Origin of the sequence: Autumnicola lenta, from assembly GCF_031846515.1 — a bacterium.
In the GTDB taxonomy this organism is placed as follows: Bacteria; Bacteroidota; Bacteroidia; order Flavobacteriales; family Flavobacteriaceae; genus Autumnicola; species Autumnicola lenta.
In genome coordinates this window covers 62,372-85,507 of the sequence record NZ_JAVRHO010000012.1, presented here as the reverse complement: position 1 = coordinate 85,507, position 23,136 = coordinate 62,372, and the positions used below count along the sequence as shown (strand labels likewise).

The 23,136-nt window shown below is 38.6% G+C and carries 25 protein-coding genes and 1 tRNA gene; 12 read left to right on the top strand and 14 right to left on the bottom strand.

The window, feature by feature from the left end:
* The first annotated feature begins 16 nt into the window (after positions 1 to 16).
* The 6 genes from RM545_RS10055 (at position 17) to RM545_RS10030 (ending at position 3,376) form a co-directional block, all read left to right on the top strand.
* A tRNA-Ser gene (locus tag RM545_RS10055) sits at positions 17 to 104 on the top strand.
* A 67-nt stretch (positions 105 to 171) separates the two neighbouring features.
* The gene (locus RM545_RS10050) at positions 172 to 978 is read left to right on the top strand and encodes a MotA/TolQ/ExbB proton channel family protein (RefSeq protein ID WP_311495193.1); all 807 of its coding nucleotides are present in this window, start codon (positions 172 to 174) and stop codon (positions 976 to 978) included.
* Positions 979 to 992: 14 nt separating this feature from the next.
* Positions 993 to 1,430, top strand: a complete 438-nt coding sequence (locus RM545_RS10045) for a hypothetical protein (protein WP_311495192.1) — start codon at positions 993 to 995, stop codon at positions 1,428 to 1,430.
* 3 nt (positions 1,431 to 1,433) lie between these two features.
* Positions 1,434 to 2,045: an ExbD/TolR family protein gene (locus RM545_RS10040; RefSeq protein WP_311495191.1), complete on the top strand. Its 612-nt coding sequence runs from the start codon at positions 1,434 to 1,436 to the stop codon at positions 2,043 to 2,045.
* Between the two features lie 35 nt (positions 2,046 to 2,080).
* The gene (locus RM545_RS10035) at positions 2,081 to 2,560 is read left to right on the top strand and encodes an ExbD/TolR family protein (RefSeq protein ID WP_311495190.1); all 480 of its coding nucleotides are present in this window, start codon (positions 2,081 to 2,083) and stop codon (positions 2,558 to 2,560) included.
* Positions 2,561 to 2,653: 93 nt separating this feature from the next.
* The gene (locus tag RM545_RS10030; protein WP_311495189.1) at positions 2,654 to 3,376 is read left to right on the top strand and encodes a porin family protein; all 723 of its coding nucleotides are present in this window, start codon (positions 2,654 to 2,656) and stop codon (positions 3,374 to 3,376) included.
* On the opposite strand, the gene RM545_RS10025 is transcribed toward RM545_RS10030, so the two are convergent.
* The 9 genes from RM545_RS10025 to pyrH all read right to left on the bottom strand — a co-directional run bounded on the left by RM545_RS10025 (position 3,371) and on the right by pyrH (position 14,570).
* Positions 3,371 to 3,976, bottom strand: a complete 606-nt coding sequence (locus RM545_RS10025; RefSeq protein WP_311495188.1) for a hypothetical protein — start codon at positions 3,974 to 3,976, stop codon at positions 3,371 to 3,373. The two genes, RM545_RS10030 and RM545_RS10025, sit on opposite strands and share 6 nt — an antisense overlap.
* Positions 3,976 to 5,436, bottom strand: a complete 1,461-nt coding sequence (rpoN, locus tag RM545_RS10020) for an RNA polymerase factor sigma-54 (RefSeq protein WP_311495187.1) — start codon at positions 5,434 to 5,436, stop codon at positions 3,976 to 3,978. The genes RM545_RS10025 and rpoN overlap by 1 nt, the downstream gene beginning before the upstream one ends.
* Before the next feature lie 84 nt (positions 5,437 to 5,520).
* Positions 5,521 to 6,387, bottom strand: a complete 867-nt coding sequence (locus RM545_RS10015; RefSeq protein WP_311495186.1) for an RluA family pseudouridine synthase — start codon at positions 6,385 to 6,387, stop codon at positions 5,521 to 5,523.
* A gap of 84 nt (positions 6,388 to 6,471) precedes the next feature.
* Positions 6,472 to 6,600 (bottom strand): hypothetical protein, encoded by a 129-nt coding sequence (locus tag RM545_RS10010; RefSeq protein ID WP_311495185.1) that lies wholly within the window; start codon positions 6,598 to 6,600, stop codon positions 6,472 to 6,474.
* 80 nt (positions 6,601 to 6,680) lie between these two features.
* The gene (asnS, locus tag RM545_RS10005; RefSeq protein WP_311495184.1) at positions 6,681 to 8,123 is read right to left on the bottom strand and encodes an asparagine--tRNA ligase; all 1,443 of its coding nucleotides are present in this window, start codon (positions 8,121 to 8,123) and stop codon (positions 6,681 to 6,683) included.
* 62 nt (positions 8,124 to 8,185) lie between these two features.
* Entirely contained in the window at positions 8,186 to 10,606 is a 2,421-nt protein-coding gene (locus RM545_RS10000) for an efflux RND transporter permease subunit (RefSeq protein ID WP_311495183.1), read from the bottom strand.
* A gap of 75 nt (positions 10,607 to 10,681) precedes the next feature.
* Positions 10,682 to 13,153 (bottom strand): DUF5686 family protein, encoded by a 2,472-nt coding sequence (locus RM545_RS09995; RefSeq protein WP_311495182.1) that lies wholly within the window; start codon positions 13,151 to 13,153, stop codon positions 10,682 to 10,684.
* A gap of 124 nt (positions 13,154 to 13,277) precedes the next feature.
* On the bottom strand, positions 13,278 to 13,832 hold the full coding sequence (gene frr / locus RM545_RS09990) for a ribosome recycling factor (RefSeq protein ID WP_311495181.1): 555 nt from the start codon (positions 13,830 to 13,832) through the stop codon (positions 13,278 to 13,280).
* 30 nt (positions 13,833 to 13,862) lie between these two features.
* Entirely contained in the window at positions 13,863 to 14,570 is a 708-nt protein-coding gene (gene pyrH, locus RM545_RS09985; RefSeq protein WP_311495180.1) for a UMP kinase, read from the bottom strand.
* A 197-nt stretch (positions 14,571 to 14,767) separates the two neighbouring features.
* On the opposite strand from pyrH, the gene RM545_RS09980 reads away from it, so the two are divergent.
* Positions 14,768 to 15,454 (top strand): zinc metallopeptidase, encoded by a 687-nt coding sequence (locus RM545_RS09980; protein WP_311495179.1) that lies wholly within the window; start codon positions 14,768 to 14,770, stop codon positions 15,452 to 15,454.
* Positions 15,455 to 15,526: 72 nt separating this feature from the next.
* Here RM545_RS09980 and RM545_RS09975 read toward each other — a convergent pair whose 3' ends face one another.
* The 3 genes from RM545_RS09975 to RM545_RS09965 form a co-directional block, all read right to left on the bottom strand.
* On the bottom strand, positions 15,527 to 16,045 hold the full coding sequence (locus RM545_RS09975) for a ferritin (protein WP_311495178.1): 519 nt from the start codon (positions 16,043 to 16,045) through the stop codon (positions 15,527 to 15,529).
* 91 nt (positions 16,046 to 16,136) lie between these two features.
* Complete coding sequence (locus tag RM545_RS09970; RefSeq protein ID WP_311495177.1) at positions 16,137 to 16,451, bottom strand: hypothetical protein; 315 nt, start codon at positions 16,449 to 16,451, stop codon at positions 16,137 to 16,139.
* 42 nt (positions 16,452 to 16,493) lie between these two features.
* Entirely contained in the window at positions 16,494 to 16,964 is a 471-nt protein-coding gene (locus RM545_RS09965; protein ID WP_311495176.1) for an Lrp/AsnC ligand binding domain-containing protein, read from the bottom strand.
* A gap of 248 nt (positions 16,965 to 17,212) precedes the next feature.
* Between RM545_RS09965 and RM545_RS09960 the strand changes: the two genes are divergently transcribed.
* Together RM545_RS09960 and RM545_RS09955 are read left to right on the top strand one after the other, a co-directional pair.
* On the top strand, positions 17,213 to 18,349 hold the full coding sequence (locus RM545_RS09960) for a lipoprotein N-acyltransferase Lnb domain-containing protein (protein ID WP_311495175.1): 1,137 nt from the start codon (positions 17,213 to 17,215) through the stop codon (positions 18,347 to 18,349).
* 98 nt (positions 18,350 to 18,447) lie between these two features.
* Positions 18,448 to 18,843 (top strand): DUF423 domain-containing protein, encoded by a 396-nt coding sequence (locus RM545_RS09955; RefSeq protein WP_311495174.1) that lies wholly within the window; start codon positions 18,448 to 18,450, stop codon positions 18,841 to 18,843.
* Positions 18,844 to 18,992: 149 nt separating this feature from the next.
* Here the strand turns inward: RM545_RS09955 and RM545_RS09950 are convergent, their stop codons facing one another.
* Both RM545_RS09950 and RM545_RS09945 read right to left on the bottom strand, forming a co-directional pair.
* On the bottom strand, positions 18,993 to 19,739 hold the full coding sequence (locus RM545_RS09950) for a uroporphyrinogen-III synthase (RefSeq protein WP_311495173.1): 747 nt from the start codon (positions 19,737 to 19,739) through the stop codon (positions 18,993 to 18,995).
* A gap of 15 nt (positions 19,740 to 19,754) precedes the next feature.
* Complete coding sequence (locus RM545_RS09945) at positions 19,755 to 20,420, bottom strand: DUF4271 domain-containing protein (protein ID WP_311495172.1); 666 nt, start codon at positions 20,418 to 20,420, stop codon at positions 19,755 to 19,757.
* A gap of 104 nt (positions 20,421 to 20,524) precedes the next feature.
* Here RM545_RS09945 and RM545_RS09940 point away from each other — a divergent pair, with 104 nt between their 5' ends.
* From RM545_RS09940 to RM545_RS09930, 3 genes are read left to right on the top strand one after another with little or no spacing between them, the layout of a single operon-like run.
* Positions 20,525 to 21,256: a polyprenol monophosphomannose synthase gene (locus RM545_RS09940; protein ID WP_311495171.1), complete on the top strand. Its 732-nt coding sequence runs from the start codon at positions 20,525 to 20,527 to the stop codon at positions 21,254 to 21,256.
* Positions 21,256 to 22,599: a dihydroorotase gene (locus RM545_RS09935; protein ID WP_311495170.1), complete on the top strand. Its 1,344-nt coding sequence runs from the start codon at positions 21,256 to 21,258 to the stop codon at positions 22,597 to 22,599. Before RM545_RS09940 ends, RM545_RS09935 begins: the two co-directional genes overlap by 1 nt.
* A 1-nt stretch (position 22,600) precedes the next feature.
* Complete coding sequence (locus RM545_RS09930) at positions 22,601 to 23,134, top strand: DUF4296 domain-containing protein (RefSeq protein WP_311495169.1); 534 nt, start codon at positions 22,601 to 22,603, stop codon at positions 23,132 to 23,134.
* Positions 23,135 to 23,136 lie beyond the last annotated feature (2 nt).

The following is a 23,136-nucleotide window of genomic DNA, read 5'->3' as shown; positions in this document are numbered from 1 at the left end:
AGTTCAACATTTTAATAGAGAGGTGGCCGAGTGGTCGAAGGCGCACGCCTGGAAAGTGTGTATACGCCACAAGCGTATCGAGGGTTCGAATCCCTTCCTCTCTGCTAAGTGTTTTATTGAAAAATTATTTTTATATTTACCCTTTAACTAATTAAATTAAGACAAACAGTAATGAAAAGATTATTTTCTATTTTGGTAATCGCTGCGATTATGGTGCTTGGAGCCGTAAATCTTAATGCGGCAAACAGTGTTAATACATTGCCGAGTACTACGGTAACCTTTGTGCAACAAGACGAGGATGCTGCGGCGGCTGATGAAGTAGGCGAAGAAGAGACTGCCGGTTTTCATCAGGAATTAAAACGACGTTTTATAGAAGGTGGTCCTGGCTTCATGGGGATTGTGCTTCTTTGTTTAATTCTTGGTTTGGCCATTGCGATTGAGAGGATTATCTTTTTGAACCTTTCTACAACAAATACTAAAAAGTTAGCACAGGATGTTGAAGATGCTCTAAAGAGCGGTGGTGTTGAAGCTGCTAAAGAAGTATGTAGAAATACAAGAGGTCCTGTGGCTTCTATATATTACCAGGGTCTTGACCGTGCAGATGAAAGCATTGAGGCTGCTGAAAAGGCAGTTGTTGCTTACGGTGGAGTGCAAATGGGACAGCTTGAGAAGAATGTATCATGGGTTTCTCTTTTTATCGCTCTGGCACCAATGCTTGGTTTCATGGGTACGGTAATTGGTATGATTCAGGCTTTTGATAGAATTGAAGCCGCCGGGGATATGCAGCCATCCTTAGTTGCCGGAGGTATTAAGGTAGCACTTTTAACAACGGTATTTGGTCTGATTGTTGCAATTATACTTCAAATCTTTTACAACTATATTATCGCTAAAATAGACAGTATCGTTAACGATATGGAAGATGCTTCTATTATACTTATCGATATGTTGGTAGATTACAAAAACAGAAAAAGAATTTAAGACCAAAATAAATTATGACCTTACATAAGATATTAAAATATTTGGCTTTAGTCATCGGTGTAATTGGGCTTATCCTGTTGGGTAGGATCATTATGGCGGGTGATGATGCGATTGATGCATCAGCCGATCTTCAAGCCAGCGTGTTGGATCCCTTTATGTGGGTAGCCTACATAGTTATGGCAATAGTTGTAGTTTTGGTTGTTATTTTTGTAATCGCCGGACTATTTAGAGGAAACATAAAAAATACTCTTATTTCTGTGGGCGCCTTTGCGGTAATTGTTATTGTCGCTTACGTGATAACTGATGGAAACGAGATAGTGCTTAAAGACGGAGATGTTCTGTCTGCCAGTGGTTCACATTGGGTGGGTGCAGGTCTTGTTACTTTCTATATTCTTGCGGCTATTGCAGTGGGAGCGATGATACTCTCAGGAGTGAGAAAATTAATAAAATAAATTATGGCTAGAAGAGCATCACCAGAAGTTAATGCAGGTTCTATGGCAGATATTGCCTTCCTTCTCCTGATCTTTTTCCTGGTTACTACAACCATTGAAACAGATAAGGGTATTAGCAGGAAGCTTCCGCCATGGCAGGACGAAGATGTGGAACCACCGGTATTAAAGATGCGTAACGTCTTTGAAGTAATTGTGAATAGCAACAATGAACTGCTTGTGGAAGACGAAAACATGGAAATCGGTGAATTGCGCCAGGCAGCTATAGTCTTCCTGGACAATGGTGGGGGAGTTGGAGATGAGGCTTGTGACTTTTGTCAGGGTCCCGCAGATCCAGAGTTATCTGTAAATCCGCAAAAAGCTGTTATCTCTTTGCAGAATAACCGTGGTACGGAGTATGGAACATATATTGCAGTTCAGAACGAACTTGTTGCAGCATATAATTTCCTAAGAAACAGAGAAGCTCAGCGAATTTATAACGTTAGCTTTAATGAAATGGAGGCGGCTTATTCTGATCCCAGGTACAACGGAGACAAGGAGCAATTGGAAGAGAGAATTGAGGTTATCAAGAATATGATACCACAGAAATTGTCTGAAGCCGAGCCGAAAAAGAGCTAATGAGCTTTTTGAACTAAAAATTTTAATTTACTATTATGTCTAAATTTAAGAAGAAAAAAGGTGGAGAGTTACCAGCGGTAAATACCGCTTCTTTACCGGATATCGTTTTTATGTTACTTTTCTTCTTCATGGTTGCTACGGTAATGCGTCAAAATACCTTAATGGTACAGAATAAATTACCATTTGCAGACCAGGTAGAAAAGTTAGATAAAAAGGATCTTATCATGTATATCTATGCTGGGAAACCAAGTCAGCGATATCAGGCTCAGTTTGGAAGTGAAGCGCGTATTCAGTTAAATGATAAGTTCGCGAACGTTTCTGAAGTTCAGCAATTTATTTTCCAGGAGAGAGAAGCAAAGAGAGAGGAGCTTGTACCATACTTGACCACAGCTCTTAAAGTTGATGGCGAGACTAACATGGGACTTGTGTCTGATATTAAACAAGAACTTAGAAAGGCGGAAGCCCTTAAGATTAACTACACTGTAATTCCTGGTGACGCGACTAAGAATTTGTAGTAGTTTTTTAGAAAATAAAGCTTTTAAAAACATCCTGTTCATATTTTTGAACAGGATGTTTTTTTATATTTATGCTGAAACCTCATCACCTCAATGAAAGCCAAATTGTTTTTCTTCTTTTTTTTTCTGGTATTTTACGGCAAATCGTTTTGTCAGGAAGAACAGGATCTGTTTATAGGAGTTGGAGATACTATTCCAACAGTAATAGATAGTGTATATCGGGAAGATCAGATTTATGTAGGTTTTAGTTTTAACCTTCTTACAAATAAATCACAATCTATTGAGCAATCTGGCTTTTCAGGTGGATTTCACGTGGGTCTGATTAGGGATTTTCCTATCAATTCGCGCCGCAATGTTGCTTTGGGAATTGGTTTAGGCTGGTCACTTAATAGTTATGGGCAAAATCTGTTTATAGGTGAAACAGAGGCGGGAGAATCTATTTTTAGAAGCCTCGATGATGATATTTCTTACGACACAAATAGGTTTACCACCCAGCTTATTGAGGCGCCAATAGAATTTAGATGGAGAACATCAACTCCTACGAGCTATAAATTCTGGCGTGTTTATACCGGACTAAGGCTGGGGTATGTATATCATCTGAAATCAAACTTTGTCCAGGAGGCTAATCAGGTGGTTCAGACAGAGGTTCCGGAATTCGACAGGTTTCGGTTAGGTGCAACCTTTACCTTCGGTTATAACACCTTTAATTTCCATTTCTACTACAGTCTCAATTCATTTTTTGAAGATGCCTACATTCAGGATGAGCAGGTAGAGCTTTCCACGCTAAAAATGGGTCTTATGTTTTATATATTATAGCCAGTAATTTACTACTATCAGCTGTGGTATAAGGCCTATAAACAAACCCAGTAAAAGCTCAAGGTTGTCGTGTGCTTTGTAGAAAAGACGGGAGGAGGCGGTAAGGCCTAAAGCGGTGAAAAGAAAAGCAATAGTAAAAATAAGATTTAGATGAAAGTGAACTCCAAGTGCTACAATAAACATTGTTAGCCCCGAGAGGCCTACAAGATGTAAACTGACTTTTACGCGGAAGATGGCCATTATAAAACAGGTTATTGTAGAGAAAAGAATACCTACAAAATAAAAGTAAAGAGCGGGATAATTATAGGAATTCAAAACCTGAAAAAGTATCATCAGGTTGAGTAGTATAAAAAAGAAGAGCGGCCATCTTCGTTCCTGTACATCACTTAGAAAAAGCGAACTGGCCTTGCCTAAATTTTTCAGGAGAAAGTAAAAAACAATTGGAATAAATAGCGTAATGATAGCAATAGCCAGCATTTTTACTTTAATAAGCTCAATAGGGAAAAATCGTGGGGTAAGTATAAAATAGAGCAGGCTTCCTGCAAATGGCATCCATAGGGGGTGAAAAACGTAAGATGCACTTTTAAGCAAGAGTTTCATTAAATTTCTTTACGTAATCTGGCTACAGGAATATCCAGCTGCTCACGATACTTTGCCACTGTTCGCCGTGCTATTGGATAACCTTTGTCTTTAAGAACTTTTGCGAGTTTTTCATCCGTAAGCGGCCTCTTTTTATCTTCCTCCTCTATGGATATTTCCAGGATCTTTTTGATTTCCCGGGTGGAAACATCTTCACCCTGATCATTTTTCATAGATTCTGAGAAGAATTCCTTTATCAGCTTCGTTCCATAGGGAGTATCAACATATTTGCTGTTTGCCACCCTCGAGACGGTAGAAACGTCCATCTCAATTTCATCGGCAATATCTTTAAGGATCATTGGCCTTAGATTGCGCTCATCGCCACTTAAAAAATATTCTTTCTGGTAATTCATTATAGAGCTCATGGTAACCATCAGCGTCTGCTGTCGCTGTTTAATAGCCTCTATAAACCATTTTGCAGCATCCAGCTTCTGCTTAATAAACATTACGGCGTCCTTCTGCTCTCTCGTCTTTTTCTTCGAATCTTTGTAGCCTTTCAGCATATCGCTGTAGTCACGGGAAACATGCATCTCTGGTGCATTTCTTCCGTTAAGACTTAATTCCAGGTCGCCATCAACGATTTTTATTGTAAAATCAGGAATAACATGTTCTGTCATTCTTGTATTTCCTGAAAAGGCACCGCCGGGCTTAGGATTCAAATGTTCAATAACCTCTATGGCATCCCGCAATTGATCTTCAGAAATATCGTGCTTGGACAGAAGTTTGGAATAATGCTTTTTACTGAAGTGATCAAAAGACTGTTCAAGAAGATCATAAGCCAGAGAAACGGACTCAGTACTTTCTTTCCTTTTAAGCTGAATAAGAAGACATTCCTGAAGAGATCTGGCGCCCACTCCTGCAGGATCCAATTTTTGCACGCGTTGTAATACTTTTTCAACGGTATCCTCGTCAGTATAGACATTCTGCGTAAAGGCAAGATCATCTACAATATCCTGAACAGACCTGCGGATGTATCCGCTTTCATCTACACTACCCACAAGAAATTCCGCAATTTCCTGTTCAGTTTCATTAAATCTGAAGGTGCTTAACTGAGTTTTTAAATGTTGGGTAAAAGAGGTTCCAGATGCATAAGGCACCTGCTTATCCTCATCGTCTGCACTATAATTATTGGCATTTAACCGGTAACTGGGGACTTCATCATCACTCAAATAATCATCAACATTAAAATCTTCTAATGCTTCGTCATAATTATCATCCTCAGTATCATTTTCATTAGAAAAATTATCTTCAAACTCGTCTGCCGATTCTTCCCTTCCATCCTCTAAAGCCGGATTTTCCTCGATCTCCTGTTTTAAACGCTGTTCAAAAGCCTGGGTAGGCAATTGGATCAGTTTCATTAACTGGATCTGTTGTGGAGACAGTTTTTGAGATAATTTGAAATTTAATTGTTGCTTAAGCATAAAGTTCCTTCGGCTTTACTACAAAAATAAGAAAAACAAAGCTATACTTGCTTTGGCACAGTACATGTTTGTGGTAAACTTTTGTTAAGGAGTCTGCGCCAGAGTCTCTATTTTTAAGAATTTCTTCGGAAGTGGAAGTTCTACAACCAACATTTTTTCATTGACAGGATGCTTTAATTTTATACCTATTGCAGCCAAATACAAGCCTTTAAATTTTTGCTGAATTTCTCCTCCGTACTGCCTGTCCCCAACGATCGGAAGCCCATTTTGGGATAAATGAATCCTGATCTGATGTGTTCTTCCTGTTTCCGGAAATACTTTCAAAAGCGAGTACTCCAAATTGTCAATTCGGAAGTATTCCTGAACTTCAATTCGTGTAACTGCAGGTTTATCTTCAATCTGTGAGTCGAAAATTGCCATTTTTGGGGCTCGACCCGTAGTACACGCCAGATAAGTCTTCTGAATTTCTTTTTTCTGAAACATTTCCTGAATTTTAATAAGTACCGGTCTTGTTTTAGCACAAATCAGGACTCCGCTAGTGGGATTATCGAGCCTGTGAGCAGGTAAAGGAGCAGGAAGAGCACTCTTTTTAGCTGAAATTTGCAAATTAAAGGGCAGCGCGTTCTCAACAGTCTTAAAATAGTTGCCGCTGGTAGGAATACCTGAAGGTTTATCGATAATTGCCAAATCTTCATCTTCATATAAAACTTCAAGCTTTAAAGTGAAGGTCTTTTTTTTACCATTTTCGGCCTGTAGTAATTCGATCTTCTGTCCCTCTGTTATCCAGTCGGATGTACTTGCGGGTTTGCCATCGAGCAGGATTTCTTTCCGTTTAATAGCTTTTTTAATGCCGCTTCGGGATGGAATGGTTTCAAAAATAGAAACTGCATATTCCTGTAACCTGATTTTATCATCAATTGCAGGGACTATATGAGTTTCTATAATTTTCATTAGTTTGTCGTAGGGATAACCCTAAAAACAAACCTGACAGGTTTCCAAAACCTGTCAGGTTTATTATAATTCAGGTTCTATGGCTTAAAATGGATTGTTCCAGCCGTCCAGAGCTGCATTTACAGTAAAAACAATAAACCGGACAATAACATACACGGAAAATACCAATCCAATAATTTCCAAAATGCTTAGGGATTTGATCTTCTTCATCATTGCAGATTATTTCAACTATGAAAGATAAAAAACAAACCTCACAGGTTTTCAAAACCTGTGAGGTTTTTAGAATTACTCTTCTAAAACTCCGCGTTTTGCGGTGTCCTCGGGAATGGGATTACGTCGCGTATATTGCTCATTCCGGTTACGAACAGCACGAGTCGTTCAAAACCTAATCCAAATCCGCTATGTACGCAGGTACCAAATCTACGGGTGTCAAGATACCACCAAAGTTCTTCTTCGTCTATTCCCAAAGCTTTCATTTTATCCTGAAGCACATCCAAACGTTCTTCCCGCTGTGACCCACCTACAATTTCCCCAATTCCCGGGAAAAGGATATCCATTGCCCTCACGGTTTTACCGTCTTCATTCAGGCGCATGTAAAAAGCTTTAATATTGGCCGGATAATCAAATAAAATTACCGGGGATTTGAAATGTTTTTCTACGAGAAAACGCTCGTGTTCACTTTGTAGGTCAGCACCCCACTCTTCAATAAGATAATTAAATTTCTTCTTTTTATTCGGCTTGGAATCTTTTAAAATATCAATCGCTTCGGTATAACTTACGCGCTTAAAGTTGTTATCGAGCACAAAATGAAGTTTCTCCAGCAATCCCATCTCACTTCGTTCTGCTTTTGGTTTTGCTTTGTCCTCATTAGAGAGACGCTGATCCAAAAATTCCAGGTCATCCTTGCAGTTTTCAAGAACGTACTTCAATACATATTTTATAAAATCTTCAGCAAGATCCATATTGCCGTCCAGGTCGCAAAAAGCCACTTCCGGTTCTATCATCCAGAATTCGGCTAAGTGGCGGGAGGTATTGGAATTTTCAGCTCTAAAAGTAGGTCCAAAAGTATAAATCTGACCCAGGCCAAGTGCGAAAGTTTCCCCTTCTAGCTGTCCCGAAACGGTCAAATTGGTTTCTTTTCCGAAGAAATCTTTTTTGTAATCGATAGAACCGTTTTCCTTTCTCGGCGGATTCTCGAGATCAAAATTGGTTACTTTAAACATTTCACCTGCACCTTCGGCATCGCTTCCGGTGATAATTGGCGTATTTACGTAATGAAAATTGTTCTGCTGAAAATAGCTGTGTACCGCAAAAGACAGTTTGGAACGCACCCGCATTACAGCACCAAAAGTGTTTGTACGTACTCTTAAATGCGCCTGTTCACGAAGTTTTTCAAGACTGTGGCGTTTGGGCGAAAGTATGGTGAGTTTTACTTCTTCGGGATTTGCATCGCCGTAAATCTCAACTTCGTTCACGTCAATTTCCACGCGTTGCTGACTTCCGGCACTTTCTTTTAAAGTTCCTTTTACGCCAATGGCGGCGCCAACAGTGATCCTTTTCAGAATGTCTTCATCGGTATTTTCAAAATCTATAACGCACTGGAGGTTATTAATTGTTGAGCCGTCGTTTAACGCAATAAAGCGGTTACTTCTAAAGGAACGTACCCATCCTTTTACCTGAAATTCCTGTAAAAACTGATTGCTGTCCAGTAATTCAGCAACTTTTGCCTGTGTCATTTAATTAGATTTAGATGGCAACAAAGATAAATTTTCCGTTGTTGCCTGCAAAGCTTTGATTTTTAATATTTGTTGTTGTTCTCCTCCCTGGTAATTTCGTCATCATCTTCAGAACTCTCTACAATATTAATTGCCGGTTCTTTCATAATCTCCTTGTTGGCAATGCTTTTTTCCAAAGAAAGCAGCAAAGAAGGGAGAAGGAGCAGATTAGCCAGCATGGCAAACAACAGAGTGGCAGAAACTAATCCGCCAAGGGCCACCGTTCCGCCAAAACTGCTTATCATAAACACTGAAAAACCGAAAAATAAAACAATGGAGGTGTAGAACATACTTACGCCGGTTTCTTTTAATGCCGCATAGACCGATCTCTTAATTTTCCAATTATTGGCCTTTAATTCCTGCCGGTATTTTGCCAGGAAGTGTATGGTGTCATCTACAGAAATACCAAATGCGATGCTGAAAACAAGAATTGTTGAAGGTTTTATGGGGACTCCAAGAAAACCCATCATTCCTGCCGTGACCAGTAGCGGTAACAGGTTTGGCACCAATGAAATAAGAATCATCCTGAAGGACCTGAACATCCAGGCCATTAAAATAGCAATCAGGAAAATGGCAAGTGAAAGCGACAATACGAGGTTTTTTACCAGGTAATTCGTCCCTTTTTGAAAAATCAATGCTTTTCCGGTAAGGGAAACATTATATCGTTCTTCAGGGAATATTTTGTTGATTTGTGGCCAAAGGTCTTCTTCAATTCCCTCCATTTCCTCAGTACCAATGTCCTTCATAAAGGTCGTGATTCGGGCATATTGCCCTGTGGAATCTACATATGTTCCCAGCAGATTTTCTGTTGAAGGCATTCCCTGTATATACGGCATGATAAAATTCTGTTCCTGTGAACTTGGTAGCTGGTAATACTTTGGATTGCCGTTGTAGTAGGCCTGCTTTGAATATTTTACCAGGCGGACTACAGAAAGTGGTTGCGAAAGTTCAGGAACTTCAGCAATCAAATTTTCCAGCTTTTCCATTCTTTTTAATGTGGAAAGCTTCATGACACCCTGTTTGCGCTGCGTATCAATATAAATTTCCAAAGGCATTATTCCGTCGAATTCCTCTTCAAAGAATTTTATATCCTGGAAGAATTCCGCTTCCTGAGGCATATCTTCAAGCAAACTTCCTGAAACTTTAATATTGTAAATACCAATGATGCTTGCGGCAAGTAATCCTACTGAGACTATATAAATTGTAATTCTGCGGTGCCTCACCATGTTTTCCATCCAGCCAACAAAACCACCAATCCAGCGTTTGTTTAAATGCTTAAGGTGTTTGTCCTTCGGCAAAGACATGTAGCTGTAGATAATTGGGATTACCAGCAGGCAGAGGAGAAATAGTGCAAGAATATTTATGGAAGCTACAACACCAAATTCCTTCAATAATGTGCTATCTGTTAAGATAAAGGTTGCAAACCCGGAAGCTGTGGTCACATTGGTCATGAGGGTAGCGTTTCCAACCTTCGTAATAACCCGCTGCAGGGATTTCGCCTGGTTTCCGTGCTTCTTGATTTCCTGCTGATATTTATTAATCAGGAAAATACAGTTGGGAATTCCAATTACGATAATTAGCGGCGGAATAATCGCGGTTAGGATGGTGATCTCGTAGTGGAGAAGACCAATTACCCCAAACGCCCACATTACACCAATACAAACGGTAATCATGGAAATTACAGTAGCCCTTATAGAACGAAAGAAGAAAAAGAAGATCAGGGAAGTGACCAGCAAAGCGGCCAGCAGGAACATACTTATTTCGTCTATGATGTTCTGCGAATTGAGCGTCCTGATGTAAGGCATTCCGGAAACCCGGATGTCCAGATCATACTCTTCATCAAATTTTTCTAGTAGCGGAGTCAGTTCTTCAAGAACAAAAGTTTTTCTATCTTCAGAATTGACAATGTCTTTATTAATATATAGTGCAGATTGAACCGTATTAGAGTTGGCACTGTAAACCAGGTTTTCGTAAAATGGAAGCCGGTTAAATAATTCATCTTCATAATCCTGCAGCTGCTCCTCTCCGGGATTTTCCTCTTCAATAAAAGGAACCATTTCAAACCGATTGGGATCGTTAAATTTCTCCAGTGTTTGCAGATTACCTAAAGAGAGTACATAATCGACTTCGGGAAAAGTTTCCAGACTGTCGTTGAGATTTGTCCATGCCTCAAACTTTTTCGGAGTAAATAAAGAGGAATCCTTAACAGCAATAACAATTAAATTTCCTTCTTCTCCAAATTTGTCCAGGAAATCATAATAAACCTGATTTATGGGATGATCATCTGGCAGTAGGTTGGCTTCAGTATAAGAAAAGCGCATGTTTTTCCACTGCGTGGCAAGAGCTACGGTAATCCCGAGAATAATAAAAATTATAATTAGCCTGTTTCGCAGAATAAGCCGCGCTACGGAATTCCAGAAACCAAAGCTGAATAATTTAGACATGGTGAGTTTTTAAAGGATGGCAAAGTTAGAAAAAGCTCAGTTAAATACTGCTTTTTGAGGCGGTAAAGTATAATTCTATAACGGTAACGCGAAAGTAAACTTGAAGGAAAAGTTTTCTCTGAAGTCCGGGAGGTGATAAGCTCCAAATCTATATGCCGCGCTAAGGCCGAATCCAAGGAGAATATTGTTTAGCTCCACGCCGGCTTCAGAATAACCGTGCTTTAGCGTTTTAAATTCTGCAAAAGGATGATTGTCCATATCTTCAAAATCACCAATGGCAAACCTGGAAAACATGACAAGCTCCGGTTTGAAGCTGCGAGTGATGTAAAAGGGGCGTAGTTGATGCCTTATGTGAAACATGGCCTGCCTGTCACTAAAGAATTCATTAAAATACATGGTTTCGAAAGCGGTCCTTCCTGCCACAGCAAAACGATTTAGGATTTTTGGTTCATTTACATTGTTGGGGGATGTATGGAAAACATGCGTAAGCGGAAGATCACCAAAGGCATAATTAGCTTCAAAAATAAATTCTGTCCTGGACTGGTCAAGCTGGCTTATTTCATGCTCCACCATAATTCCGGCACGTGTAAACGTGAAATCCCCACCTGCAATTCCTTCTACTGCCTGGGAAACCTGTGCAGTTAATCGTGGAAAACCTCTTTCCAGCAGGACATTTTCTTCAGGAGTATGGAGAAATCTGCTAAACGGCCGCCATAAAACGGAAAAAGTAATTTCGGTAATATCATATTCCGAATAAAGTTGTCCGTTATGCAAATAGCTGTATTCAAAACTCTCGTTCATGGAAATGCGGCTATTGCTTACCAGCAACTCTGAAGTCGTATAGGCGTTGAAACGGTGCTCCAACCCTGTACTTAAAGTTCTATGGTTAAAATAAGAGGCAATATTGCCAAAGCGCGGCCTGAAGAGTGAAAATAAATCTACCTTTTTGCGGTATTGAAAAGCACCAAATTCCCGTATATCATCTGTGTAATCAATATTCAAGTTTGTTCCTGAAGATTTGTCGAGATAGATTTGGGTTCCAATATTATACTTAAATTTTTTATCCCTTAGGCCATAAGCGCCATACCCATGAAGATTAAAGTGGTCTGATAATTTATCGTTGGTTCTGCCTCCCAGTCCCAGCCGCCAGCCTTCGTGACCATTGGAAGAGTAAAAAGCACCTATGTTAAAATTCCAAAAACCAAGTGGATAATTGCCATTTGATAGCGCCTGTTTCACCTCAATCCTACGTTCTACATTATTGGCCTTTACAATACTATCCACATATTGGGCGGCATTTTTATCACGATAAGTAAAGGGCTCCTGCCGGTTAGTTTTCCAAAAAGACTCCGGCTGTTCACCAGCTTCGGGGGGAACTTCTATACTTGCGGGATTTCGTTGAAGATCTTTGGGCGCTTCAAAAACAACATCATAATTGGTAGAACTGGAAGAAAGAACAGCATCTGGGCGCACCTCTCCGGAGCCAAGAACCCGGTTAACAATGTTATCGCTTCTCTGCAGAGTTCCTACAGAAATTACTCCTCCAAAGACCGCAATATCCTTTTCTCCCGTGCTGGGACGTATAGTGGTGGTCTGTCTTTCCGGAAACCATATTCCTGCTTCATCATAATATTTATAATGATGGTTTACCTCCAGTTTTATAGCGCCTAATAATTGTGCTTTTGCACGCTGTATCGCATAGCTCGAAACGTCCAGGTATAAAATTCCCTCCAGGCCTGCGACTGTTTTTTCACGTTTTGGTTCAAAGTAAATCACATAAGCGGGATGGTCTGTAGTTGTGGTGTCGAGAATTTTAAAATTGTAATTTTTAAGGGCATTATCTGCCAATGGTCCTGCATAATCCGTTTGGAATAACTTATAATCTTTTTTGTATAAAGAATAAGGATTGGCTTCCAGCGAGAGCATTTCATAAACCGGCTCTTCAAAACCTGCAGTTTTCAGGCCCAGGATTGTTTCTGTTCTTCCTATTTTCTTCTGAAAAGCTGTTTTTGATATTTTTTCTGAAAGGTAAGCCCTGGCGGTGTTGATGATCGTTTCAACCTCTACATTTGTAGTGTCGGTTTCCAGGTTTACAGCGTCAGATTGGTTGTCGATAATAAATTTAGTATAAGTGTTATGCTGAAAAGCCTCCAGTGCCTGCTCGGGATCATTCTGTTCCCTGGCTGCAATTGCCATTTTGATGATACTGTTTGCAGTATTTTCTTCGGAAGAAATAAAAACAGGATTAAGATTTTCTACGGAAGGTTGCATTTTCACCACAACGTACGTTATGGCATCTGAAATTTCTACATTCTTGCTAAAAAAGCCTACGTAAGTGATTTTTAGCTGAATTTGGTCCTCCTTATAAGTAATCTCAAAAGAGCCGTCAATGTTGGTCATCACATTCCGGTCATTTCCATAACTTATTGTTGCATAGGGAAGCGGTTCTCCGTTTTCTGCATTAACTATTTTTCCTGATACCTCGTTTTGAGCTGTAAGGCTGAAAAACGAGAGCAACGGGAGAGCAAAAAACAGAAATTTGTGCATATAAAATTTTTATTCTGAAGATACTATAAATCTTCAGTAGCCACTAAAATAAAAATTGCCAAATTAAGTCTCCCAAAGCGGCAGGCTGAATTTGGCAATTTTCGTCAAAGAGAAATTTTGAACGTTATATCGTCATAATTTCTTTTTCTTTCACCACCAGAATTTCATCAATTTTTGTGATGTGATTATCAGTAAGCTCCTGAACATCTGCTTCAGCACTTTTAAGCAAATCTTCAGAAATATCTAACTTTTTAAGATCGTTGTTGGCAGATTTCCGGTCGTTCCTCACGCCAATCTTCGCGTCCTCGGCTTCGGCTTTTGCCTGTTTTACAAGCTGGGTACGACGTTCCTCTGTTAATGGCGGAACGTTTATAATTACACTTTCCCCATTATTCATAGGATTAAAACCAAGATTGGCCTGCATGATCCCTTTTTCTATTTCGGGGATAAGTTTCTTTTCAAAAGGCTGAACAGAAATAGTACGGGCATCTGGTGTAGAAACGTTTGCGACCTGGTTTAAAGGTGTTTTTGCACCGTAATATTCTACAAGGACTCCGCCCAACATCGCTGGGTTTGCTTTACCTGCACGAATGTTGAGCAACTGCTTCTTTAAATGCTCAATGGCTCTGTCCATTCCTTCTTTCGTACTATCTATAATAAAATCAACTTCGTCTTCCATTTTTAGTAAACTTTTATCTTTCAGGTGAATTTACAAATTAACTATTGTTCCTATTTTTTCACCCGTAACCACTTTTATGAGGTTTCCGGGAGTGTTCATATCAAATACAATTATTGGTAGCTCGTTTTCATGGCTGAGCGTAAAAGCGGTGGTATCCATGACTTTCAGGCCTTTTTTAATTACATCTTCAAAGGTAATATAATCAAATTTGGTTGCTTTTTTATCCTTTTCAGGGTCTGCGGTATAGATTCCATCAACCCTTGTTCCTTTTAGAATAATATCTGCATGAATTTCTATAGCTCGTAAAACTGCTGCGGAATCTGTTGTGAAGTAAGGATTCCCGGTTCCTCCACCAAAAATCACCACTCTTCCTTTTTCCAGGTGACGAATCGCTTTTCTTCTTATAAAGGGCTCTGCAACTTCATTTATTTTAATGGCAGATTGCAACCTTGTCTGGATTCCTGCATCTTCAAGAGCGCTTTGTAAAGCGAGCCCATTAATAACAGTAGCAAGCATTCCCATATGGTCTCCCTGTACGCGGTCCATGCCTTTGCTGGCGCCGGCAACTCCTCTGAATATATTTCCACCACCAATTACTATTGCTACTTCTATACCTTTATCGGTAACCGATTTTATTTCTTCGGCATATTCTGCCAGCCTTATAGGATCTATGCCATATTGGCGTTCTCCCATTAAAGCTTCTCCCGATAATTTTAGAAGTATTCTCTTGTAATGCATAGTGAAAGGTATAAATTATTGATGCAAATATAGATAATATCTTACTTTGAGAAATAACATAAATAGAAGGAATCTCACTTCTAAAGAAAAATTTATAATAATTAAATGCTTTTAGAGATTTGGAATGGCAGAGATGCTGATGCTGTAAGTATTGGCCGGGTTTTTGCTATCTTTGATAAGATTTAAAATTGTAAAAGATGTTTGGATATTATATAATTGCTGGTTTGATATTTATTGTAAGCCTGTATGTGAGCAATAAATTGAAGAGTAAATTTAAAAAGTACTCTAAGGTTCATCTGCAGAACGGGATGAGCGGAAAGGAAATTGCCGAAAGGATGCTACATGATAATGGTATTCATGATGTAAAAGTCATTTCGACACCGGGAATGCTAACAGATCATTATAACCCGGCTAAAAAGACGATTAACCTTAGCGAAGGTGTATATACCCAACGCAATGCGGCAGCGGCTGCAGTTGCGGCTCACGAATGTGGTCACGCTGTACAACATGCAAATGCCTATGGCTGGCTTAAAATGAGAAGCCAGTTAGTGCCGGTAGTGAGTATTGCTTCAAGATTTTCACAATGGGTAATCTTTGGTGGTCTAATGTTAATGGCTACCACTGCCCTGGGAAGCACTATTTTACTTATAGGTATAATTATGTTTGGTATGGGAACGCTCTTTAGCTTTGTAACTTTACCGGTAGAATATGATGCGAGCAAGCGTGCACTTGTATGGTTGGAAAATGAGAATATGTTGAGCTCCCAGGAGCATGAAGCGGCAGAAGATTCTCTCAAATGGGCTGCAAGAACTTATGTTGTTGCTGCAGTAGGTTCTTTGGCTACTCTTCTTTACTTCCTGAGCATTTACATGGGAAGAGATTAAAGAAACAGAAATAATTTATATTGAAAAAGGCTGCTTTTGGGCAGCCTTTTTTTGTGTTAAGTTTTTAGTTTTTTATTCCCGAATCTGTGGAATTCTTTCGTCAATAAATTTTAATGCTAAACCTTCAGTGCCCATTAAATCAAAAAGTTCCAAGGCTCTTCTCATGGTTTGCTCTTCTTCGGCCTGTTCGGTGACAAACCATAGCAGAAAATTTTCTGTATTGAGATCCTGCACTTTGCGGCATTTATAAACGATATTGTGTATGGATTTGGTGATGGTAATTTCCTGATCCAAAGCAACTTCAAAAATTTCCTGTAGGGAATTATAGTCGTGTTCTATGCCCTGGACTTCAGGAGAATAGGCAGTACCTCCATTGTCATTAATAAACTTGAAAATTTTCAGCATGTGTTCGCGCTCCTCTAAAGATTGATCGTAGAAAAATTTCGCGCTGTTAGTTAAGGCATTATGATCACACCAGGATGCCATAGCCAGATATGCAGAAGAAGAATGTGCTTCTTTTTGTATTTGTTTATTTAGAAGGTCCATGATTTCTACATGGATACTCAGCTTTTGTCTTACAAGATCTTTCATATTCTATTTTAATTAAAAATACAAAAAAACATACGACTAAACTAAAAGGAAAGGAATTTAGAAGCAGTCTAAATCTTAGGAAGCCAGAAGTTTAAGCCGGGGCACTTAAAAGTGAATTAAGTTCCAGCATTCCAAAGGTCCCGTTTACAAGCTCCTGAAGGTCTAATATTTCCAGGGTGTCAAGAATAAAAATATGTTCCCTGTTGCAAAGCATTAAAATTTCAATGCCGCTTTTGTTTTCACCATTAAAATGATTTTCAGGATTTATTTTTTTCACCTGCTGCCGAAATGCCAAAAGCTGACAAAAGCTCAATTTTACCGTTTTACGATAAAAATCCACATAAAAGCAGCGGCCTTTGTCGTACTGGTACGAAGAAAAATATTTGGACGTAAATAATAATTTCATTGCGTCGCCAAAGCTAATTCTTATTTAGAATAAATACAAATATTAAATCTTAATCTGTCGGTTGATTTGCTGATTAAGGGAAATAAATGTTTCTGTTCTGGAAACCCCTTCAATTCCCTGGATGTTTTTGTTGAGTACCTGCATGAGATGCTCGTTGTCTTTACAGAGAATTTTGAGAAATATAGACCAGTTTCCGGTAGTATAATGGCATTCTATAACCTCTGTGATCTCCCGAAGCTGGTTTACTGCTTTTGGGTTACTTACCGCTTTGTCCAGATAAACACCAACAAAAGCCATTGTTTTATACCCCAAAATCCGCGGGTCTATCATAAGCTTTGAGCCTTCGATTAACCCCGATTTTTCCAGTTTTCTAAGTCTTTGGTGTACGGCAGCGCCTGTTATGCCTATACCCCGTGCAATTTCCAGAATTGGTCTTTTTGCATCTTCCATTAGGGCGTTGAGGATTGTTTTATCTATACCATCTATAACAACATCCTGATCAACAATTTTCATAGTGGTGGCTTTTGGTTATTAATCTAAAATAAGAAATTTCTGCTAAAATGTTAGCAAAACCTAAAGTATCAGGCTAAAATTTAACTTCCATATTATTCCTGTTTTAATCTCATAGTTTGTTTCAGGCTTTGCAGGTTCTCTCATCCGTGGCTTCTTAAGGTTTAAAGTGTAAATTAGCTGCAGAAATTGGTTTTTAACTAGCGCTTTTTTCCGTGACTTATTTAATTTGTAGTTGGCAAACATCTAAAATGAAAACTGTTTTCATCTTTATAATTTTTATCACGCAGTGGTGTTACGCTGTCGACCAGCCTGAAATAAGTATTCTTACCTGTTCCCCCGGGGATGAAGTATATTCAGTATTTGGGCATTCGGCAATTAGAATTATAGATAAAGAAAAATCAACAGACGTGGTTTATAATTTTGGAATTTTTGATTTTGATGCTCCGAATTTTACCTTCAAATTTATAGGAGGGAAATTAAGATACTCCCTGGGTATCCAAAAGACGAAAGATTTTATTAAGCAATGTTCAGATGAAAACAGGCTGGTTTCAGAACAAAAGCTAAGCCTTACTGAAAAAGATAAGGGTAAACTTATTGCAAAGCTAAATTTTCTTTACAGGCCGGAAAACCGACAGTATTTATATTCTTTTCTGGAAAAAAATTGTTCCACTGAGATTAGCGATTTGCTGCAAGGACTAGACGTAAGTTTTTCAGATCAAGATTTAGCGGAATCAAACAGAAAATTAATAAATGCACATTTAGAGAAAAATTTGTGGCTAAGGTTTGGAGTCAACTTGTTGTTGGGGAAGACTTTAGATAGGAATTCAAATAAATACCAGCGGATGTTTTTGCCAATCTATCTGGAAGAAGGAATAAATAATGCATCCCTCAATGGAATACCCTTAGTGAATTCAGAAATAGTATTAAATGAGGTAGAAAAGAAAACAAAAAGTGATTTTCAGAACAGGTTTTCTCCACTGGTCGTATTTTCTCTCTTGTTACTAATATTTCTTTTCTGGTTTCCCAAATCAATCCAGTTGCTTATAAGTTTTTTAATAGGTGCGACCGGGCTCATCTTATCTTTAATGTGGCTCTTTTCAGAACATCCGGAGGTAAAATTTAATTTGAATGTCATCTGGTGTAATCCGTTGTATTTGATGTACATTCTGCAGATTATTAGAATTAAATCAAGTGCGGTTTTAGCTTTTGTATTATTTATGAGTATAGTTGGTGTAATTTTTATGTGGATATTAAATTTGCAATCGTTTGATATTGCTATTATTCCAATCCTATTCATTTTGGGAATAATAAACTTTAAGCAGATAAAGAGAACCGGTTATAATAAACTTACAGAAACAAAACGTAGTCTGGAACTGAAGCTTTGAGGTTACCTGTGAAGCGCTTTTTTCCTGTGGAAAAACAGGTTCGGCAGCTTCCATAGTTTTTAAAGTACAAACGGGAAAGTAATACTAATTATATAATTATGGATAAAAAATTCCTAATTGCTGGAACATGTTTTGGATTGCTGGGTGTAATTACAGGAGCCTTTGCTACACATGGGCTGCAGCCACTTCTAATGGATGCTTCTATGAAATCTTTTGAAACGGCTGTAAAATATCAGATGTACCACGCACTGCTTATGCTCCTTTTGGGAGCCAATAATTTCCTGACACCTAAATTACGGGATGTCATTTTTTACCTGTTCGTTTTTGGGATAATTTTTTTCTCGGGTTCTATATATTTACTCGCGACAAATAATCTTACCGACCTAGATTTTAAGAGTATTGCCCTTGTCACTCCTTTTGGGGGTAGCCTTTTAATCGTTGCTTGGGGTTTAATGCTGATAAGCATTTTTAAGTTCAAAAGGGAGAAGGTGTGAAAATATAAAGCACAGGTCGAAAATGGGAGTTTTCGATACCTCGCCAAAAAAGATGTCAAGCTTTGCGCAGCTTTGAAGAATTAAGTACGGTTAAAAAAAATCCGGTATTTCAAAAGAAGTACCGGATTTTTTTTATTCATCAGAAGAAATTATTTTTTATTCATCTGAGCGATATATTTTTCTAACGCCATCGTCATCGAAGGAGTTTCTGCGGTAGGTGCTTTAATGTTTACCGTTAGTCCGTGTTCCTTTGCGGCTTTAATAGTAGTGTTACCAAAAACCGCTATTCGCGTCTCATTCTGTTTAAAATCAGGAAAATTCTCGAAAAGAGATTTAATTCCGCTAGGACTAAAGAAAACAAGAATGTCGTAAGTTACATCTCTTAAATGGGACAGATCGCTCACTACAGTCTTGTAGAAAGTTGCTTTTTTCCAGTTAACTCCAAGCTTATTCAAAGTTTTGGGAACGTCTGGCTTTAGCATATCTGAAGAAGGAAGTAAAAAATTCTCATTTTTGTACTTCTTGATTAAAGGAGATAATTCTGCGAAAGTTCTTTTTCCTACGTAGATTTTACGTTTTCGGTATACCACGTATTTCTGCAGGTAGTAAGCAACAGCCTCACTTAAACAGAAATATTTTAAGGTATCAGGAACTTTATAACGCATTTCTTCAGCAATTCTAAAGAAATGATCAACGGCATTTCTGCTGGTCAGGATTATTGCTGTATGCTGGGTAAGATCTACTTTTTGTTGTCTTACCTCTTTAGAAGATACACCTTCAACATGTATAAAGGGAATGAAATCAATTTTTACTCGTTGCTTTTCTTCCAGCTCAAAATAAGGAGAATTCTCGACTTTTGGTTCTGGCTGAGAAATCAAAATTGTTTTCACTTTCATATATCTTTACTTTATTTAATCCCAGTTATTTGTAAACAGCTTGTATAAAATAATATAAGGGGCAATTTCGAGAGCGCAAAGGTACAAAATAAAATAAAACAAGTTTGACGAAATAATATTTTGATTTTGTCTGTAAATAATAAACAGGCTCAGGACATTACTAATAAGTATAAACCCAGTTATACCGTAAAGTATTGTGCGCGTAGGGGTAAAGGAATAGGTGAGGAGAATCACTGCCAGAAGAACAAAAAGAGAGATAAAGTTGCGGTATCCCAGTTTTCTAAAGAGGTAGTAATCTATTTTCTCATCAAGTGAAAAAACGTTTGCGATAATTTTTTCTATGCCCAACTTTATAAGTACAAAACTGGCGTAGGCCGTTGCAATGCGTATATAGATAATAACGGCTTCTTCCTTTTCAATGTGAAAAAAGAAATCCAGTAGAATAAGCAAAAAAAGGGAAACCGCGCCTATATTAACCAGGAGCATCAATATGTTAAAAGGATGAAAAGCATGGTTCTCCTTTCCTTTAAACATCATAAATTTACCTGAGTTTAGCAGAGAGATAAACTCTCCAAACCGCTGTGGGTATGTCATTTTGATGATGGCCAGCAGTAGAATACAGACCAAAAGGATAAGTGTAATCCAATCTGAAGTATCTGCTTGTCTTTCTATTGCCTGCAAGTGGTGAATTTTTTACAAATGTATGATTATTGAAATAAAAACTTGACCGTAAATCCAAAGAAACGATTACATAAAATGCCTACATTTGTGCAAAATTTTACGGGATGGTAAAAGGGATAATTATTATACCCACCTACAATGAAATTGAAAATATTGAGCGCATAATTAGGAATGTGTTCTCCCAGCGACGCAAATTTCATATTCTGGTGGTGGATGATAATTCTCCCGATGGTACAGCAGCAAGAGTCCGCACCTTGCAGGCAGAGTTTGGAGATTCCTTATTCCTGGAAGAAAGGGAGGGGAAATTAGGACTCGGTACTGCTTATATTTTAGGGTTTAAATGGGCCCTGAATCGCCATTATAGTTATATTTTCGAGATGGATGCCGATTTTTCCCATAATCCTAATGATCTTATAAGGTTGTACAATACCTGTAAGAGGGATAATGCCGATGTCGCAATCGGCTCGAGGTATATAACCGGCGTGAATGTTGTTAACTGGCCAATGAACCGGGTGCTAATGTCCTGGCTGGCCTCAAGATATGTTAGGTTTATTACAGGAATGAATATTCAGGATACCACTGCTGGTTTCGTTTGTTATAAACGGGAAGTGCTGGAAAATATCCATCTGGATAAGATTCAGTTTGTGGGTTATGCGTTTCAAATTGAAATGAAATTTAAGGCCCATTTGTTAAAATATAAGATTGTGGAAGTGCCGGTAATATTTACAGATAGAACTAAGGGCACATCTAAAATGAGCGGCTCGATTATTTCTGAAGCTGTTTTTGGGGTAATAAATATGAAGATGAAAAGTCTTTTTAATAAGGTGGAAGTATAATGAAAAAGGTTTTAATAAAAAACGCCAAAATTGTCAATGAGGGTAAGATCAAAGAAGGCGATGTTTTTATAGAAGAAGGGATTATAGTAGAAATTGCTGAAAGTATAAGTGCTAAATCTCCCGATGTTATTATTTATGATGCAGAAGGGAATTACCTTTTGCCGGGGCTTATAGATGATCAGGTTCATTTTAGAGAGCCGGGTCTTACGCACAAAGAATCGATTGAAACGGGTTCCCGTGCAGCAGTTGCAGGAGGAATTACTTCTTTTATCGAAATGCCCAATACCCTGCCGCAGACCACTACCATAGAGTTGCTGGAAGAAAAGTTCCAGTTGGCAAAAGAATCTTCTTACGCCAATTATTCTTTTATGTTTGGTGGTACTAACGACAACCTGGATGAAATTGTAAAGATAGACCCAAAAACTACTGCAGCTTTAAAGTTGTTCCTTGGCTCTTCTACCGGAAATATGTTGGTAGATAATGAAAAAGTGCTGGAGCAAATATTTTTGAAGTCTCCCTTGTTAATAGCAGCGCATTGTGAAGATGAAGAGACTATTCGCAAAAATCTTGAGGAATGTGTGGAACGTTATGGCGAGGATATTCCTATAGAATTGCACCCTAAAATAAGAAGTGCTGAAGCTTGTTATAAGTCTTCTTCCAGGGCGGTTGCACTGGCTAAGAAAACAGGGGCAAGATTGCATGTATTCCATGTTTCCACAGCAAAAGAAATAAGCCTGTTTAGTAATAAAAAACCTCTGAAGGATAAAAAAATCACTGCTGAAGTTTGTATACACCATCTATGGTTTAATGATTCAGATTATGCTAAAAAAGGAACTTTTATCAAGTGGAATCCTGCAGTAAAAACAGAGAAGGATCAGCAGGCACTGTTACAGGCAGTGAAAGATGATTATATAGATGTTATTGCGACAGATCATGCTCCCCACACCCGGGAAGAGAAGAAAAATGTATATACCAAAGCTCCCAGCGGAGGTCCCCTGGTACAGCATGCATTACCGGCTTTACTTCAGCTTCATCATCAGGAAAAAATTAGTCTGGAAAAAATTGTAGAAAAAATGTGCCATAACCCCGCTATACTTTTTCAGATCAAAGATAGGGGGTATATAAGAGAAGGATATAAAGCAGATCTTGTACTGGTAGATTTAAACGCTCCCTGGGCTGTGCAGCCGGATAACACTGTCTATAAGTGCGGTTGGTCTCCTTTTGAAGGAACAACATTTAAATCCAGGGTCACACATACATTTGTAAATGGTCGCCTGGTATATAAAAACTTTAAACATCAGCCTTTTTCAAAAGTTGCAGAGCGTCTAACGTTTGATAGATAAAATGAAAAACATTCTGTTATTTTTTCTTGTTGTAATTCTTTTTTCTGGCTGCCGAAATATTGAGCGGACAGAGAAACCTGATGATCTGATAGGGGAAGAGAAGATGGTGGATGTACTTACAGAACTTGCTATTTTGCAATCGGCAAGGAATTTAAACAAGACAGTTCTTGAAGATGCCGGTATAAAACCTTACCAGTATATTTATGAAAAGCACGATATAGACAGCCTGCAGCTGGAGCGCAGCAATGATTATTATACCGAAAATTTCACGACTTATGAGAGTATTTTTGAGCGTGTAAGAGATCGGCTGCAGCATGTTAAAGAGGCGCGTGATTCTATCCAGCAAGAAGAAGAACGAATACAGGATTCTATTTCCAAACTGGATTCTGTTGCAGCACAGGATTCTATTCCAAATGATTCATTGAGAGACTCTATAAGGAGACAGAATTCTCTAAATGATGTGCGGGATATACGGCGTAGAAATTTTATTTCCCGGGACAGCCTTATTTCATCCGGGGAGGATAGAAGAAGGTGAAA

What these genes read in the sequence shown, in the direction of transcription:
- RM545_RS09970 (WP_311495177.1), bottom strand. Translation starts at nt 16,451, where the DNA reads ATGAAATTATTATTTACGTCCAAATATTTTTCTTCGTACCAGTACGAC.
- RM545_RS10035 (WP_311495190.1), top strand. Translation starts at nt 2,081, where the DNA reads ATGTCTAAATTTAAGAAGAAAAAAGGTGGAGAGTTACCAGCGGTAAAT.
- rpoN (WP_311495187.1), bottom strand. Translation starts at nt 5,436, where the DNA reads ATGCTTAAGCAACAATTAAATTTCAAATTATCTCAAAAACTGTCTCCA.
- RM545_RS10015 (WP_311495186.1), bottom strand. Translation starts at nt 6,387, where the DNA reads ATGAAAATTATAGAAACTCATATAGTCCCTGCAATTGATGATAAAATC.
- asnS (WP_311495184.1), bottom strand. Translation starts at nt 8,123, where the DNA reads ATGACACAGGCAAAAGTTGCTGAATTACTGGACAGCAATCAGTTTTTA.
- RM545_RS10030 (WP_311495189.1), top strand. Translation starts at nt 2,654, where the DNA reads ATGAAAGCCAAATTGTTTTTCTTCTTTTTTTTTCTGGTATTTTACGGC.
- RM545_RS09995 (WP_311495182.1), bottom strand. Translation starts at nt 13,153, where the DNA reads ATGCACAAATTTCTGTTTTTTGCTCTCCCGTTGCTCTCGTTTTTCAGC.
- RM545_RS10010 (WP_311495185.1), bottom strand. Translation starts at nt 6,600, where the DNA reads ATGATGAAGAAGATCAAATCCCTAAGCATTTTGGAAATTATTGGATTG.
- RM545_RS09980 (WP_311495179.1), top strand. Translation starts at nt 14,768, where the DNA reads ATGTTTGGATATTATATAATTGCTGGTTTGATATTTATTGTAAGCCTG.
- RM545_RS09935 (WP_311495170.1), top strand. Translation starts at nt 21,256, where the DNA reads ATGAAAAAGGTTTTAATAAAAAACGCCAAAATTGTCAATGAGGGTAAG.
- RM545_RS09965 (WP_311495176.1), bottom strand. Translation starts at nt 16,964, where the DNA reads ATGAAAATTGTTGATCAGGATGTTGTTATAGATGGTATAGATAAAACA.
- RM545_RS10045 (WP_311495192.1), top strand. Translation starts at nt 993, where the DNA reads ATGACCTTACATAAGATATTAAAATATTTGGCTTTAGTCATCGGTGTA.
- RM545_RS10000 (WP_311495183.1), bottom strand. Translation starts at nt 10,606, where the DNA reads ATGTCTAAATTATTCAGCTTTGGTTTCTGGAATTCCGTAGCGCGGCTT.
- RM545_RS09950 (WP_311495173.1), bottom strand. Translation starts at nt 19,739, where the DNA reads ATGAAAGTGAAAACAATTTTGATTTCTCAGCCAGAACCAAAAGTCGAG.
- RM545_RS09975 (WP_311495178.1), bottom strand. Translation starts at nt 16,045, where the DNA reads ATGAAAGATCTTGTAAGACAAAAGCTGAGTATCCATGTAGAAATCATG.
- RM545_RS10025 (WP_311495188.1), bottom strand. Translation starts at nt 3,976, where the DNA reads ATGAAACTCTTGCTTAAAAGTGCATCTTACGTTTTTCACCCCCTATGG.
- frr (WP_311495181.1), bottom strand. Translation starts at nt 13,832, where the DNA reads ATGGAAGACGAAGTTGATTTTATTATAGATAGTACGAAAGAAGGAATG.
- RM545_RS09960 (WP_311495175.1), top strand. Translation starts at nt 17,213, where the DNA reads ATGAAAACTGTTTTCATCTTTATAATTTTTATCACGCAGTGGTGTTAC.
- RM545_RS10040 (WP_311495191.1), top strand. Translation starts at nt 1,434, where the DNA reads ATGGCTAGAAGAGCATCACCAGAAGTTAATGCAGGTTCTATGGCAGAT.
- RM545_RS09930 (WP_311495169.1), top strand. Translation starts at nt 22,601, where the DNA reads ATGAAAAACATTCTGTTATTTTTTCTTGTTGTAATTCTTTTTTCTGGC.
- pyrH (WP_311495180.1), bottom strand. Translation starts at nt 14,570, where the DNA reads ATGCATTACAAGAGAATACTTCTAAAATTATCGGGAGAAGCTTTAATG.
- RM545_RS09940 (WP_311495171.1), top strand. Translation starts at nt 20,525, where the DNA reads ATGGTAAAAGGGATAATTATTATACCCACCTACAATGAAATTGAAAAT.
- RM545_RS10050 (WP_311495193.1), top strand. Translation starts at nt 172, where the DNA reads ATGAAAAGATTATTTTCTATTTTGGTAATCGCTGCGATTATGGTGCTT.
- RM545_RS09955 (WP_311495174.1), top strand. Translation starts at nt 18,448, where the DNA reads ATGGATAAAAAATTCCTAATTGCTGGAACATGTTTTGGATTGCTGGGT.